General features: G+C 68.5%; 13 protein-coding genes and 1 tRNA gene. 6 read left to right on the forward strand and 8 right to left on the reverse strand.

Annotated elements, in window-relative coordinates; genetic code table 11:
- Window positions 1–261, forward strand: a 261-nt coding sequence (locus ACIRRA_RS33440; RefSeq protein WP_402776574.1) for a MarR family winged helix-turn-helix transcriptional regulator, incomplete at its 5' end; no start/stop codon positions are given.
- 639 nt (window positions 262–900) lie between these two features.
- Complete coding sequence (locus ACIRRA_RS33445; RefSeq protein WP_402776576.1) at window positions 901–2109, forward strand: tyrosine-type recombinase/integrase; 1209 nt, start codon at window positions 901–903, stop codon at window positions 2107–2109.
- Here the strand turns inward: ACIRRA_RS33445 and ACIRRA_RS33450 are convergent.
- The 4 genes from ACIRRA_RS33450 to ACIRRA_RS33465 form a co-directional block, all read right to left on the reverse strand.
- Window positions 2110–2183, reverse strand: a tRNA-Leu gene (locus ACIRRA_RS33450).
- Window positions 2184–2242: 59 nt separating this feature from the next.
- Window positions 2243–3088: a universal stress protein gene (locus ACIRRA_RS33455; RefSeq protein ID WP_402776578.1), complete on the reverse strand. Its 846-nt coding sequence runs from the start codon at window positions 3086–3088 to the stop codon at window positions 2243–2245.
- 286 nt (window positions 3089–3374) lie between these two features.
- Entirely contained in the window at window positions 3375–4232 is an 858-nt protein-coding gene (locus ACIRRA_RS33460) for an NmrA family NAD(P)-binding protein (RefSeq protein ID WP_402776580.1), read from the reverse strand.
- The gene (locus ACIRRA_RS33465; protein WP_402776582.1) at window positions 4229–4834 is read right to left on the reverse strand and encodes a TetR/AcrR family transcriptional regulator; all 606 of its coding nucleotides are present in this window, start codon (window positions 4832–4834) and stop codon (window positions 4229–4231) included. Before ACIRRA_RS33465 ends, ACIRRA_RS33460 begins: the two co-directional genes overlap by 4 nt.
- A gap of 94 nt (window positions 4835–4928) precedes the next feature.
- On the opposite strand from ACIRRA_RS33465, the gene ACIRRA_RS33470 reads away from it, so the two are divergent.
- Window positions 4929–5981, forward strand: a complete 1053-nt coding sequence (locus ACIRRA_RS33470; protein WP_402776584.1) for an alpha/beta fold hydrolase — start codon at window positions 4929–4931, stop codon at window positions 5979–5981.
- Window positions 5982–6037: 56 nt separating this feature from the next.
- Entirely contained in the window at window positions 6038–6328 is a 291-nt protein-coding gene (locus ACIRRA_RS33475) for a hypothetical protein (RefSeq protein ID WP_402776585.1), read from the forward strand.
- Here ACIRRA_RS33475 and ACIRRA_RS33480 read toward each other — a convergent pair.
- On the reverse strand, window positions 6322–7569 hold the full coding sequence (locus ACIRRA_RS33480; RefSeq protein WP_402776587.1) for a hypothetical protein: 1248 nt from the start codon (window positions 7567–7569) through the stop codon (window positions 6322–6324). The two genes, ACIRRA_RS33475 and ACIRRA_RS33480, sit on opposite strands and share 7 nt — an antisense overlap.
- 209 nt (window positions 7570–7778) lie before the next feature.
- Here ACIRRA_RS33480 and ACIRRA_RS33485 point away from each other — a divergent pair, with 209 nt between their 5' ends.
- The gene (locus ACIRRA_RS33485; RefSeq protein WP_402776589.1) at window positions 7779–8090 is read left to right on the forward strand and encodes a hypothetical protein; all 312 of its coding nucleotides are present in this window, start codon (window positions 7779–7781) and stop codon (window positions 8088–8090) included.
- Between the two features lie 101 nt (window positions 8091–8191).
- On the opposite strand, the gene ACIRRA_RS33490 is transcribed toward ACIRRA_RS33485, so the two are convergent.
- The 3 genes from ACIRRA_RS33490 to ACIRRA_RS33500 form a co-directional block, all read right to left on the reverse strand.
- The gene (locus ACIRRA_RS33490; RefSeq protein ID WP_402776591.1) at window positions 8192–10033 is read right to left on the reverse strand and encodes an APC family permease; all 1842 of its coding nucleotides are present in this window, start codon (window positions 10031–10033) and stop codon (window positions 8192–8194) included.
- Between the two features lie 81 nt (window positions 10034–10114).
- Window positions 10115–11476, reverse strand: coding sequence for an NtaA/DmoA family FMN-dependent monooxygenase (locus ACIRRA_RS33495; RefSeq protein WP_402776593.1), 1362 nt, complete (start codon window positions 11474–11476; stop codon window positions 10115–10117).
- Entirely contained in the window at window positions 11473–12549 is a 1077-nt protein-coding gene (locus tag ACIRRA_RS33500) for an LLM class flavin-dependent oxidoreductase (protein ID WP_402776595.1), read from the reverse strand. Before ACIRRA_RS33500 ends, ACIRRA_RS33495 begins: the two co-directional genes overlap by 4 nt.
- A 172-nt stretch (window positions 12550–12721) precedes the next feature.
- Here ACIRRA_RS33500 and ACIRRA_RS33505 point away from each other — a divergent pair, with 172 nt between their 5' ends.
- Window positions 12722–13621 (forward strand): hypothetical protein, encoded by a 900-nt coding sequence (locus tag ACIRRA_RS33505; protein WP_402776597.1) that lies wholly within the window; start codon window positions 12722–12724, stop codon window positions 13619–13621.
- The last annotated feature ends 187 nt before the right edge of the window (window positions 13622–13808 follow it).

A 13808-nucleotide genomic window follows, 5' to 3' on the forward strand; every position in this document is an offset into this window, starting at 1 on the left:
AGCGGTGTCACCCGACTCGTCGACCGGCTACAACGCAACGGCCTGGTCGTGCGTGAAACCGACCCCGCCGACCGGCGCAACACCTATGCCACGCTCACCCCCGAGGGAGACGCCAGGCTCGGCCAGGCCCTGCCCGAATACCGTGCCGCCGTGCAGCACTGGTTCATCGACCAACTACCCCCCGATCAACTCGACAGCCTGCTCGCGGGCCTGCGCGTTCTGCGCGACGCGCTGCGCCCCGAGGCCACAGCCATCACCTGAACACCCATGGTTATCGGTGGGAATCCATTTCGTCACCGCGTACCCCCGCACCAAGACCGGCGTCAGCTACGGCTGCGGTTGGTGCTCGTCGCGGGCCCGACCCCGAACCAGTGCTCGTGGGAAACCAGCGGAACCGGTACCGCGGACATAATCCCGGTCCTCGGCCCGGTGCTGAAGTCGCTCGAACTCCGATCCAGCCACCGGTGCCGCACCGGTTACCACGACCAGCCCGTGGCCGGCGCCGCGATAATTCGTCGACCACGACCGAACATCATGCGGCGCGAGCTGTCCGGGAACAACCAGGACAATTCACCGCGACATGAGACACGGTCTCAGCCCTACCGAGCGAACGAGATACGGCAAAGTAGCGTTGCGTCGCCTGCAGTTTCAGAGTTCGCGGTCGATCATGTCCAGCAGGTGGGTGATGAGGTCGTCGAGCTGGGCCGGTTCGAGGAACCGTAAAGGGTCCATCGACGGCGAGATAGGCCAAGCCGTGCACAGTCGGCCAGGCGAGAAACTCTGCACCGGGACGTCTTTCGGGTGCGAGGAGTCCGGTAGTGACGAGGCCGTCGAGTGCCTCGGCCAGCAATTCGATCTCGGAATCCGCGGGCGGGTGTCGATGATCGCTGGTACAAGACCGTGATCGAGATCGATCCCGCCACAGGGGAGAAGAAGCGCAAGAGGGTCGAGTCCAAGAAGTTCGGGCGCGGGCAGCGCTGGCAGGCGCGATATGTGGATCCGAACGGCAAAGAGCGTTCTCGCTCGTTCGGTACGAAGCTCGCAGCCCAGAAGTTCCTCGACAGCGATGTCACGACGAAAGTTGTCACTGGGACGTGGGTGGATCCGGATCGCAGCGGCGTCCTATTTCGTGTCGTTGCGGAGAAGTGGTTCGCCACCAAGAAATTGCGCAAGCCGAAGACCAAGGCCGGATACCGCTCATTGTTGGATCGAATCGTGTTGCCACGTTGGGGTTCGGTGCCGCTGCGAGACATCGAATTCGAGGACATTCAAACCTGGGTGGTGGAACTGCTGGAGTCCGGGAGCTACCGCTTCAAGGGCCGTGGCTTGTCCGCGTCGCGGGTTATCCAGGCGTACCAGGTTCTCGACCAGGTCTTGCGGTTCGCAATCAAGGCGCGGCGGCTTGCGGTCAATCCTGCGGAGGAGGTGGACTTGCCGACAGCCTCGCCTGCCGAAAAGCGATACCTGACGCACGTGCAGGTGATGCGAATGGCGTTGGCCGCTGGCCGGTTTCGTCCGCTGGTATTCACGTTGGCCTACACCGGAATCCGCTTCGGCGAAGCGATAGCCCTGCGTGTCGCGTCGGTGGACTTGGACCGCCGGCGGATCTTCGTAGCGCGTTCGGCTACCGCAGTCACCGGTGAGGGTCTGGTGGAGACCGACACAAAGAACCACACGACTCGCTCGGTGCCGATACCGGCGTTCTTGGTCAAGGAGCTGACTAGCTTGATTGCCGGTCGTGATCCGGATGCGCGGGTGTTCGAAAGTCGGAAGGGTGGCCCACTGCCGCTCGGCGAATTTCGCTGGGCCTTCGATCAGGCGGCCAAGGTGGCCGACGTGAGCGGCATTGTGCCGCATGGACTCCGGCACACCGCTGCCTCGCTGGCGATCAGTGGCGGCGCGAACATCAAGGTCGTACAGAGAATGCTCGGGCACAAAACCGCGACCCCGACGCTCGATCTGTATGGGCACCTGTTCGACGACGACCTCGGCCCGGTCGCCGATGCAATGAACGCTGGCGCGATGCTCGCTGCGGGCCAACTGCGGGCCGCGATCTTGGAAGCCGGTTTACAGGGCGTGTCCGAGAGCGATTTACCAGCGGTTTCGTAGTGCCCCCGATCGGGTTCGAACCGATACTCGGCGGATTTTAAGTCCGCTGCCTCTGCCAATTGGGCTACGGGGGCGTCCGGGTCAGACTACCGAGCCGTCCGGTCGTGCTGGTAGCAGGTATTTGGGGGAGGAGTCAGGGGGTGGGGGCGATCATGATGGGGGTTTGGACGGAGAGCAGGAGGGATTGGCTGGTAGAGCCGAAGACCTTGCTGACGAAGCCACCTCGGCCTCGGGTGCCCACCACCAGAAGCTGGGTGCTGGAGGAGAGTTCGAGGAGGGAGCGTTCGGGGCTGTCGTGGGTGGTTTGGCGGTCTATGCGGACGTTGGGGTAGCGCTCCTGCCAGCCGGCCAGGCTCTCGGCGAGGACGTAGTCGTCGAGGGCGTCCATTTCGGGGTCGTCGGAGGCGCCTTCGGCGTGCAGGGCGATGACGGCCACGCCGCGGACCGAGGCTTCGTCGAGGGCCGCCGCGATGGCGGGCTCACTGATCTTGGTGCCGTCGACGCCGACCAGGATGGGGCGGGTGGGCAGGTCCGGGGGTAGGGGGACGCCGTCTCGGACCACGACGAACGGGCAGTGGGAGCGGCGGGCGAGGACGGAGCTGACCGAGCCGAGCAGGGCGCGGCGCAGGGTGCCGCTGCCGCGGGCGCCGGCCACGACCATGCGGGCGTCGTGGGTGCGTTCGAGGAGGGTGGGGACCACGGCGCCGGTGCCCAATTCGGTGGTGACCGTGAGGCCGGGGGAGATCTGGGCGGCTTCTTCGGCAGCGGTTTCCAGCAGCCAGTTGCCGTGTTCCTCGAGCCGGGAGTAGTCCTCGGTGGTGATCGCGGCGCCCAGACCCAGACCCTGATCGGGGGTGATCTCGAGGACGCGCAGCAGGTGCAGGGGCGCATGGTGCAGGGCGGCGGTGTTGGCCGCCCAGGCGACGGCCGATCCGGCCGATTCGTCCACGGCGACGATGACGGCTTCCCCTGTCGACATGCTGAGTCCTCTCCCATCGTGAATCACGCGGTGCGGCTGCGGGATAGCTGATCGGTCGCTATCGACCCTACGCCGACGCGGGCCCGGCACGGACGCGCGGCGCCGCGATCCGGGTCACGGGAATTCCGGCCGGGCCCCGAACCGGCGGCGGAACACACCCGCGGCCCCGCCGAGGGGTGTACGGGGACTCGGCGGGGCCGCGGGGCCGGGCTGTGACCAGCCCATGCAGGCATCCTGGTACCTCAACCCACATTGAGGTCAAGGCCCGCGCGCGGACCGCCGGGGCTCAGCGGAAGCGCACGAGGTTCTCGGTGAGGAAGTCATCCAGGGTGCGCGGCGCGCGCCCCAGTATCCGGGCCACCACGCCGGTGGGCCGCTCGGGGCGGGTCCGGGCCAGGAGCTGGATCTCGGTCACGTGGGCGGCCAGCCAATCGGGCAGATGCGCCTGCCGAATCAGGTTGTCGCGCAGTGCCTCCGGCGGTACATCGACATAGCGGATCGGACGGCCGAGCAAGCGGGACAGCCGCGCCGCGATCTCCGGATAGCCCAAGACCTCCGCGCCCGTGAGCGTGTGCACCCGACCCTGGAGTTCGGGCCGGGTCAGCACCGCGGCCGCGACATCCCCGATGTCACGACAGTCGACCCAGTTGCAGGCGGTGTCGCCCATCGCTCCGACGATGACGCCTTCCGCCAACCCGGGAGCCAGCGTCAGCAGCTTCTGCATGAATGCGTACGGCCGCAGAATCGTATGCGCGACACCGGACCCGCGCAGATGCTCCTCGATGGCCCAGTGCCAGCGCGAGATCGCGACGGGGGAATCCGGTTCGGCGGCGGGTGCGGACAGCTTCACGATGTGTTCCACACCGCAGCTCGCCGCCACGTCGATGGCACGCGTCTCGAACTCGACCTGCCGCGGGCCGTTCACCATGGTGAGGAACAGCTGTGACGCTCCGTCGAACCCCGCGCGCAGCGATTCCGCGTCGGCGGCATCGGCGGCCGCGAACTCCACGCCGCCCACCTCGCCGAGCCGATCTCGCAATCGCCCGGGGTCCCGGCTCAAGGCCCGGCACGGCACCCCGAGTTCTCGAAGCCCTTGCAGCGCAGCGCCGCCGGTCTCCCCGGACGCTCCCATCACCGCGATCATTCCGATGTCCTTTCGCCTGTCGAAAGCAGCCCGTTCAGCACCAGGTCGACGACCCGCTCGGCGTAGTCGTCGGACAGCGGCTCCCGGGTGAGCAGTTTGCGGAAATGAATTGGCGCCGTCAGTATTTCGAGCACCAGCCAGGGGTCCGGAGCTGTCTCCAGCTCGCCTCGCTCGACGGCGCGATCGAGCATCACGCAGGCGCCGTCCAGACGAACCCGCCAGAATTCCGCGCGGGATTCCGCGAGTTCCGGGTTGTCGCTCGCACTCGCCATGGCCCGCCCGAGCATCGTGCCGAGCGGTGAATCGACGATCGCCACCATGGATCGGTTGAACGCGATCAGGTCCGTGCGCAGTGATCCGGTGTCCGGGACGGGCAGGTTCTCCGCGCTGTGCTCCAGCATCGCGTCGAAGATCAGCCGCTCGCGGGTCTTCCAGCGCCGGTAGATCGAGCTCTCGTGCACGCCCGCCCGGGTGGCGACCGCGCCGATGCTCAGCTGGTCGAATCCATTGTCGGCCAGCATTTCCAAGGTCGCGTCCAGCACAGCCCGCCGGACGCGCGCGGAGCGGCCGCCTGTGCGGCGGCGAACTTCCGGATCGGTCATCCGACCATATTAACGCAAGAATCTTGCGTTAGATTCCGGCAAGGTCTACCGTTCATAAACGCAGGCAACTTTGCGTTAGCGGCAGGAGGATCGAATGGCGTTCCACTGGCAGATCGACCCGCAGGACCTTTTCGTCGAGCGATACCCGCAGATGGTGGGTACCGGCCTGCCACAGGCCGACGTCGACACCGCGCGGGCGGCCATTACGGACATGTGGCTCGACGGCCCGGGCGGCTGGGTGCACGAATGGTCCACCCTGGCCGGGGGATACGCGGCCACCGGACGGCACCGGCTCGCGGCGCTGGCCTACGGCTGGGCCAAATTCCCCACTCTGGCGGACGAGTCGAAGCGTGCGGCGCTGTCCGATCAGGTTGATCAATACCTGCTCGCCGCACCGGATTTCGGGCTCGAATTCACCCGGCTGACAGTTGAGGCTCCCTATCGCGGCATGCGGATCGACGTCCCGGTGCACCTGCTGACCCCGCCCGGCTGGTCGGCCGCCGACCCCGTCCTGCTGGCCTCCGGCGGCGTCGACTCCTGGAAGATCGACCTGCACTCGCTGTTCGCCGAGATGGCTCTGCGTACCGGAATGCGCGTGCTGGCCTTCGACATTCCGGGTACCGGCGAGACGCCCGTGCCCATGTCCGCCGACAGCGGCTATGGCGTGGTCCGCGCGATCATCGACCGCGCCCGAACCCTCGGCAACGGCCGGGTCGCGCACCTGGGCGTCTCCATGGGCGGCTGGTTCTCCGCCCGCTCCGGCCTGGCCGCCGAGGTGGACGCCGCCATCGTGCTGGGCGGTCCGATCGAGCGCGCCTTCGACCCGGACCGCACCTGGGCATACGGCATGCGCGGAATCATCGGCAATGCCCTGGGTTTCGACGCCGAGCCCACCGATGCCGAGCTCGCGCAGCGCATGTCCCCGTTCACGCTCCGGCGATGGCTGGACCGGGACTGGAACGCGCCCATGCTCGTGGTCAACGGCGCGGACGACGTGCACATCCCGACTGCCGACACCCTGATCTTCGAGGGCCGCCGCGACACCGAGGTGCATCTGCTCCCGGACACCGGGCACTGCGCGATCACCAAACTGCCGGAGGCGACCCGGATCATGGTCGATTGGCTGGTCTCCACCGCCGCCTGGTGACCGGGCGGGCGGCTCACGGCCGCTCGGCCCCCTCCGGCCACACCACCGTGACGGGCATGTCGCGCGCGTGCGGTCGCCACCACATCGGCGGTGCCGCCGAAGCCGCGCGCGGGCAGGTTCGCCCGGTATCGCCGGGCCGGGACGACCGCGATCAATATCCCGCGCGCGTCCAGGATCGCCTGCGCGAAAAGCGAATCCGGCCCGTCTGCTGGGCAGCTCACCCCGACCGGGGGCGGGCCGCCGGGCTGGATGCGCAGCGCCACCTCCGGGCGCAGCGCCCGATCCATCAGGGCGAGCGTGGCCGCGGACGGTCCGAGATGCCCGGTGATGGCGACGCTCGTCATTGATCGTCTCGTCCGTAGAGGGTCGCGAGGGCGTCGTCGAGCGCCCTCGCCTCGACGGTACGCGCGGGCAGATCGGCGCGGAATGCCCTGGCCAGGCGGGTGATTCGCTCACTGTGATAGGTGAGCCCGACCAGCAGCGCCTCGGCCGCCAGTGCGCAGCCGGCCTCGATGTCGCCGCTGCGCGCCAGCACCTGGGCGTGCTCGACCTTGGCCAGCGCGCGCGGCTTCTCGGCGGTCAACGCGGAGTCCGCGTTCTCGAAGGCGAGGTGTGCCGCGCGATTGTCGCCCAGCCGGGTCAGCGCGCTGGCCTGATACCGCGCCGCCTTGGGCCCGTCGAAGACGAACACCCACGGCCACTGCGGTTCACCGCGCTGCCTGTCCACCAGCCGCTCTGCCCGACGCAACGCCCCCAGCGCGCCGACGCGATCTCCGGTCGCGGCGTAGGCGACGGCCAGCAGCGACGACATCCACGCCCCGGCGCTGTCGGGCGCCTCGCGCCCCAGCTGCGCGGCGGCTGTGCGCAACAATGTCAAACCCGCTCGGGCATCGCCCATTTCGACGGCGTAGTGCCCGAGGCTGGCGGTCATGTACGAGACCAGCAGCGGATGATGCGTGCGCTCGGCACGCCGGATCGCCTCCACGTAGCGCCGCCGCGCCGCCGCGTCGTCACCGCGGTCCGCCGCCAACCACGCTGCCAGCCCGGCGATTTCGGACAGCGCTCGGAATCCGCCCGAGGTGCGCAGCCGATCCCGCACCACCCCCGCAACCAGATTCAGGTGCGCGTCCACCACCGGCGCCAGCCGATCCGAGGGCACCGAGGATTCCATCCGCCGATAGTTGGCGGTCGGTCCGGCCATGGTGTCGATGAGCTCGGATTCGGTCGGCGCGGAGTTCGACAGCACCACGTTCGTGGTCACCACGAGCGCGCTGGACAGGAATTGCTTGCGGTTCACGGTCTCGTCATCCGCCGCGCGATGCGGCTTGCTGAAGCCGAGTTCGGCATCGGTCGCCACATTCAGGACCGCACGCAGTGCGGATCGGTAATGTCTTCTGGGCCACGTCGTTTCGCCTCGCTCCCACTTGCCGACGTGTCGTTCATCGACGGCCCCGCGCTTGCTGGTGGCCCGGAAGACGTGGTCGTTGACGGCGTCCGCCAACTCCCGGCGAGTCATCGATTGTCCCGGCGCTCCGGGTGATTCCATGCGCAGCCGAGCCTCGATGAGCAGCTCGTTCCGTCCGGTCACGGCATGCGGCCTCTCTGCTGGACCTGTCCCGAGAATAGGCTTTCCACAGATTTGCCGTGCCGCCATGACCCTCATTTGCCCCGTACTTTCCCCATCGCACGCCATCGATCAATCGCCTGCGGCGGACCAACGTTGAAGTCGGCACAGTCGCCAGCAGCGAAAACCCCTGAGAGATAGCCATGACATCGGAACCCAGTGCGATCGGATGGTTGCGGAGCGACATATCCGGCGAACGTCTGCAATGGGATGAGGCCCGGATACGCGGATTGGCCCACCGGCTCGGCTACGACCTGCGCAGAACGGTGGTGTTCGGCCCGCGAACCGACCGGCCGGTGCAACGGCTCCGCATGCTGGTCTCACGGCTCGACCTGGAGGCCGTCATCGTGCCCAGCGTCGATCATTTCGAAGGAGGTTGCGTACCCGCCGATCTGGTGGCCGTCGCCGACATCATCACGGTGAACCCGGAGAACACCTACGCCCGCTTTGCCACGGGGCAGGTCCCGGAACGGTACGAGGCGTAGCGGGTGCGGGCATAGCGGGCGATTCGCCTCCCGTCGCGAGGGGCGCGGGCAGCGAATCGATCAGCCCGGGCCGGGATTCGGCCCGGCCGCCCGGGACAGAATCAGTCGAGCCGCACGGCGAGCGTCGCCACCACGGCGTCAGTGCGGGCGCGCAGCGCGGCGGTCAGCACCGGCCCGCGCGGATTGTGCAGCAGCCGATGCCACCAGCGGCGCGTCTCGATCTGGGTGAGCAGCACCGTCACCTGACGGCCCTTCGCCGACTGCTTGCGGACGTAGCCGACCAGCGTGGCCACCAGGCTGCGGTTCGGGCTGGGCAGCACCATGAGCGGCACACCGGGATTCCATTCCTTCCATTGCGCGCCCAGCTTCTTCGCGCTCGCGGGTTCGATGGCGACGGCTACCGCCACGACCTCGCCACTCAGTCGCATGGCTGTGGTCAGAGCCTGCTCGGTGAGTGCGCTGACCGTCACCACCGGCACCACGATCAGGCTGGTCTCGGTATCCGGCGCCGGGCAGGGCGGAATCTTGCCCAGTCCCAGGAGCTTCGCCACCTGGGCGTAGTACTTCTCGGTGCGCGCGAACAGGATCAGCAGCGACGGAATGATGATCAGCAGCAGCCATGCGCCTTCGGTGAACTTCTCGACCAGCAGCACCACTCCGGCGATCGCGGTCAGCACCGCGCCGAAACCGTTGAGCAGGGCCCGCGGCAACCAGCCCGGACCGCGGACGGCGCGCCAGTGCCGCACCAAACCGAGCTGGCTGATGGTGAATCCGATGAACACGCCGATGGCGAAGACCGGCAGCAGGCGGTTCGTGTCCGCCGAGACGATGATCAGCACCAGGGCGGCCAGAATCGCCAGCGCGCCCACGCCGTACCGGAACACCGGCCGCTCCGACCGCATGGCGAAGGCGTGCGCCACCCGGTGATCCTTGGCCAGCAGCGACAGCAGCACCGGCAGCCCGCCGAAGCTGGTGTTGGCGGCCAGCACCAGGACCAGGGTCACCGCGATATTGGTGAGGTAGAACATCCAGCCGGTGCCGAACGCCGCGGCCGAGAGCTGCGCCAGGATGGTCACGTCCCCGCGCGGCACCATGTGGTACTGCCGGATGAGCAGCGCCAGCCCGACCAGCATGACGCCCAGCAGCACGCCGAGCGCGATCTCGGTGTGCTGGGCGCGTTTCACCGCGGGGGTGCGGAAGGACGGCACCGCGTTCGCGATGGCCTCGACACCGGTCAGCGACGAGCAACCGGCCGAGAACGCCTTGAGTATCAGCACGATTCCGACCGCCTCGATCGGCTCCACGGGGCCCAGGTCCTTGCCGATGACCGCGATCGGATCATGGTGTAGGAATCCCCCCGCGATCACCGCGAAGATGGCGAGGATGAAAACCAGGGTCGGCCCCATCAGCACCTTGGCCGATTCCGCGATGCCGATCAGGTTGATCACCGTCAGTACCGCGAGCCCGGTCAGGGTGATGGCCAGCAGGTGACCCGCGAGCGCTGGGAAGGCGCTGGCCAGGCTGGCCGCACCGGCGGCCAGGCTCACCGCGACGGTCAGTACGTAGTCCACCACCAGGCTGGCCGCCGCCAGCAGGCTGGCCACGCGCCCGAGGTCCTTCTTCGCGACCGCGTAGGCCCCGCCGCCGTCCGGATGGACCGCGATGACCTGACCATACGACAGGACCAGCACCAGCAGCAGCGCCGTGATGGCCAGTGAGACGGGCAGCGTCCACGACACTGCCCCGATGCCGGCCGGAATGAGCGCGAGCACAATGGCTTCGGGGCCGTAGGCCACGCTCGACAGGGCGTCCAGCGACAGCGCCGCCAGGCCGCCCAGTGCCGTCAGCCGGTAAGCGTCTCCACGCTGGTCCCGCCGGACCCGCCGATCGGCGACCGGGGGTTGCGGGCTCGTGCTGTCCAGTGTCTCCACCACGGCCCTCATTGAACGCGCTGGTGTCCCGAACCGGGCGGTATGACACCGTTTCCGGCCGGGTTTTCGCCCGTAGCTGACATTTCGGGCGGGTCAGCGGCGGGTCAACGGCGGCCGGAGACCGAGGTGTTCGCGCAAGGTGACGCCGGTGTAGGCGGTCCGATACGAACCGCGTTCCTGGAGTTCGGGAATCAGCAGGTCCACGATCTCGTCCAGCCCGGCCGGAACCCGCCACGGAGTGATGTTGAAGCCGTGGCTCGCGCCGTGCCGCACCCAGCGGGTCAGCTCATCGGCGACCTGCCCCGGCGTCCCCGCGAAGCCGAAACGGGCCGTTGTCTCGATGGCCACCTGCCGCAGCGTCAGCCCCTTCGACTCGGCCAGCGCCCGCCACTGCGCCACGATCGTTCCGCGGTCCTGCCCGTCCCGCTGCGCGCCGCGGGTGGACGAAATCACCGACGGCGCCGGATCTTCCGCGGGCAGCGGGCCGTCCGGATCCAGGTGCGACAGATCCCGTCCCCATACCTGCCCTGCCAGCGAGAGCGCCGTCGCACCGGTGATCTGCTGCTCCAGCACCCAGCGCCGCTTCTCCTCGACCTCGGCGGCGGTCTCGGCCAGCACGATCTGGGTACCGGGCAGGATCCGGATGTCGTCGGCGGGCCGCCCCGCCGCGACGAGGCGGGCACGAATATCGTTCGCGAACTCCAGGGCCGGACCGAACTCGGTTCCGAAGGGGGAGAAGATGACCTCCGCCTGCGCGGCCGCGAAATCGCGTCCGGCGGGGGAGGCACCCGCCTGGAAGATCACCGGATGACCTTGCGGACTACGCGGCACCGTCGGGGTGATCGCGACCTTGAATTGCGCGCTGTCGCGTTCGACCACGCGCACCGCACCGGAGTGCGACCAGCTCTCGTCGTGGCGGGTCGAGGCAATGGGATCACCGGACCAGGCATCCCAGATCTCCCGTGCCAGGCTCAGGAATTCGGCGGCGCGCTCGTAGCGCTGCGTGTGATCCAGGAATCCGCCGCGCCGGAAATTCTCACCGGTCCAGGCATTGTCGGTGGTCACCACATTCCACCCGGCGCGCCCGCCCGACAGCACATCCAGGCTCGCCAGCCGGCGCGCCAGATCGGCGGGCTCGTTGTAGGTGGCATTCTGCGTGGCCACCAGGCCGATTCGCGTGGTGATTCCCGCCAGCGCGGCCAATTGCGTGATGGCGTCGGGCCGTCCCGCGATATCGGTGTCCAGCAGCTGCCCGTCCTGTTCGCGCAGGCGCAGGCCCTCACCCAGGAAGAAGGCATCGAACAGGCCGCGCTCGGCGGCGGTGGCGACCCGGCGGAAGGTCTCGAAGTCGATCTGCGATCCGCTGCTCGGATCCGCCCAGATGGTGTGGTGATTGACGCCCTGGAAGAAGACCCCGAAATGCACCTGGGCGTCGGGGAAGGGGACCTCGGTCATCGGGCGAGCTCCTTGACGTAGCGGTTGGCGGGGCGGGCCAGGCCCAGATTCGCGCGCAGCGTCGAACCAGGGACCGGGCGATGAGCGAGACCCGCGCGCAGCAGGGCGGGGAGGACGTAGCGGGCGAGGACGGGAAGGTCCTCGTCGATGACGGCCGGGTGCAGGCGGACACCGTCGGCGATCGGGGCCAGTTCGGTGAGCAGGGCGGTCAGCGCGGCGTGCCTGCCCGAAAAGGCCAGTCGCCCAGCGGATCCGGGGCCCAGGTCGGTGCGGCGTTCCGCGGCCGGGGTGTCCAGGGCGATGTCGATGTCCACGAGTACGCGCGAAACCCCACCCACCCGTGCGTTTTCGATTGCCTCGCGGACCTCGGGCAGCGTGGTTCCGCTCACCAGTGCCACGTCGATGCCCTCGGTTCCCGCTGCGCCGTAACCGAATACGACGACCTGTCCCTGCGGCGGGCGGGGCACGATGGCCGGGCCCTTCACCGAGAAGGTCTCGCCGATGAAATCGATGTAGTGCAGCTTGTCGCGGTCCAGGAACTTCCCGGCCGCGTAGTCGCGGATGACGGCGTCGTCCTCCCACGAATCCCACAGTCGCCGTGCGACTTCGACAGCGTCGATGCGCTCGCGCCGGATCGCGGCCGGGGTCTCTCGTGCGGTGGCTCCCCAGGCCCGGGCCGCGCCCGGCTCGTCGACGACCAGCCAGCCGGCCCGGCCCCGCGAGGCATAGTCGAGCGAGGCCAGCTGCGACGACAGGTGGAACGGCTCCGCGTAGGTGGCCGCCGACACCGGGACCAGGCCGAGGGTGCTGGTGGTGGCCGCGACGAAGGCCGCGCGGGTGGTGGCATCGAGCCGCCCGCCCGGACCGGGGCCGGGGTTCAGGGCATCGTCGAAGGTCGCGAACGTGAAGCCCGCGTTCTCCGCCGCTTGAACCCGGGTGCGCACGGTCTGTGGATGCAATGGACGGTCTGGTTCGTGTCCGGCTCGATGCCACGCGGCGGGGTGGTGACCTTCCCCGTCGAGTTCGATTCCCAACGCGAACAGGCCCGTTCGGTACTCGCTCTCGCTCGCCATGGGTCCGACGATTGTCGAACCGTGTCCGTCCGGCCACGGTTGCCGTCACGGTGATCCGAACCCGCGCCGATTCTGCGGTGATCCAGTTCACGAACCGGCATCTTGCACATACCCCCAGGGGGTATTAACTTGATCTTTCGTAAGGCACCGAAGCAGTTGAGAGGGACGAGAAATGACCACCCAGGCGCACACCGGGCACCACGACCATGCGGCCCACGGCGATCACGCCGCGCATGCTCACCACGCGGCCCCGGTCGACCACGCTGCTCACGGCGACCACGACGTTCACGCGGCCCACACCGGGCACGACGTTCACGCGGCCCACGAGGCGCACACCGCTCACGGCAGCCACGACGGCGGCCTGCCGGGCGGACTCCATATCACCCAGGACGGTTACACCCTCGACCTCGCCGAAAAGGTCGTAGCCGCAGGCGAAATCGAGTTCCGGTTCCGCATCCTCGGCCCGGATGGCCTGCCCGTCAACGACTTCGACGCCATCCATGACAAGGAACTGCACCTGATCGTCGTGCAGCGCGAGCTGACCGGCTTCTGGCACGTGCACCCGGAGCGGCAGGCCGACGGCACCTGGACCGTCCGGCTGAACCTGCCCGAGGCGGGCGCCTACCGCGCCTTCACCGATATCGCGCCGCGCGCCCTCGGCAAGACCATCACGCTCGGAGCCGATTTCGCCATCGCGGGCCACTATCGGCCCGGCACCGCGCCGGAACCGCAGCGCACCATCACCGTCGACGGCTACCAGGTCACCCTGGACGGCGATCTGGTTCCCGGCGAGGGCCGCCTGCTCACCCTCACCGTGCGCAAGGACGGCGCGCCCGTCGCCGATCTGCAGCCCTACCTGGCGGCCTACGGCCATCTGGTGATCCTGCGCGCGGGCGATCTGGCCTATGTCCACGTGCACCCGAACGGCGAGCCCGGCGACGGCGTCACCGCGCCCGGCCCCGACATCACCTTCCACGCCGCCGTTCCCGGCCGCGGCACCTACCGGCTGTTCCTCGACTTCAAGCACGCCGACAAGGTCCGCACCGCGGCCTTCACTCTGCCCACCGTCTGACCCGACCCGCCCGTATCGGAGAAGTCGTGTGCGACTGCCGAAGTCCCCGGAGCATGACTAGCGAACAACGCGGTCCGCTGCGCCGGACGACACGCGGAAGGACATCCGAATGGATGCCCTTCCTGCTTTTTGCCCAGGTAAGGCCATCCTCGTGTCCCCTCACAGGGAACTCCCAGTCGACCTGAAG

The organism is Nocardia sp. NPDC101769, from assembly GCF_044766925.1.
In the GTDB taxonomy this organism is placed as follows: Bacteria; Actinomycetota; Actinomycetes; order Mycobacteriales; family Mycobacteriaceae; genus Nocardia.

What these genes read in the sequence shown, in the direction of transcription:
- ACIRRA_RS33490 (WP_402776591.1), bottom strand. Translation starts at nt 10,033, where the DNA reads ATGAGGGCCGTGGTGGAGACACTGGACAGCACGAGCCCGCAACCCCCG.
- ACIRRA_RS33460 (WP_402776580.1), bottom strand. Translation starts at nt 4,232, where the DNA reads ATGATCGCGGTGATGGGAGCGTCCGGGGAGACCGGCGGCGCTGCGCTG.
- ACIRRA_RS33470 (WP_402776584.1), top strand. Translation starts at nt 4,929, where the DNA reads ATGGCGTTCCACTGGCAGATCGACCCGCAGGACCTTTTCGTCGAGCGA.
- ACIRRA_RS33500 (WP_402776595.1), bottom strand. Translation starts at nt 12,549, where the DNA reads ATGGCGAGCGAGAGCGAGTACCGAACGGGCCTGTTCGCGTTGGGAATC.
- ACIRRA_RS33505 (WP_402776597.1), top strand. Translation starts at nt 12,722, where the DNA reads ATGACCACCCAGGCGCACACCGGGCACCACGACCATGCGGCCCACGGC.
- ACIRRA_RS33495 (WP_402776593.1), bottom strand. Translation starts at nt 11,476, where the DNA reads ATGACCGAGGTCCCCTTCCCCGACGCCCAGGTGCATTTCGGGGTCTTC.
- ACIRRA_RS33475 (WP_402776585.1), top strand. Translation starts at nt 6,038, where the DNA reads ATGTCGCGCGCGTGCGGTCGCCACCACATCGGCGGTGCCGCCGAAGCC.
- ACIRRA_RS33455 (WP_402776578.1), bottom strand. Translation starts at nt 3,088, where the DNA reads ATGTCGACAGGGGAAGCCGTCATCGTCGCCGTGGACGAATCGGCCGGA.
- ACIRRA_RS33465 (WP_402776582.1), bottom strand. Translation starts at nt 4,834, where the DNA reads ATGACCGATCCGGAAGTTCGCCGCCGCACAGGCGGCCGCTCCGCGCGC.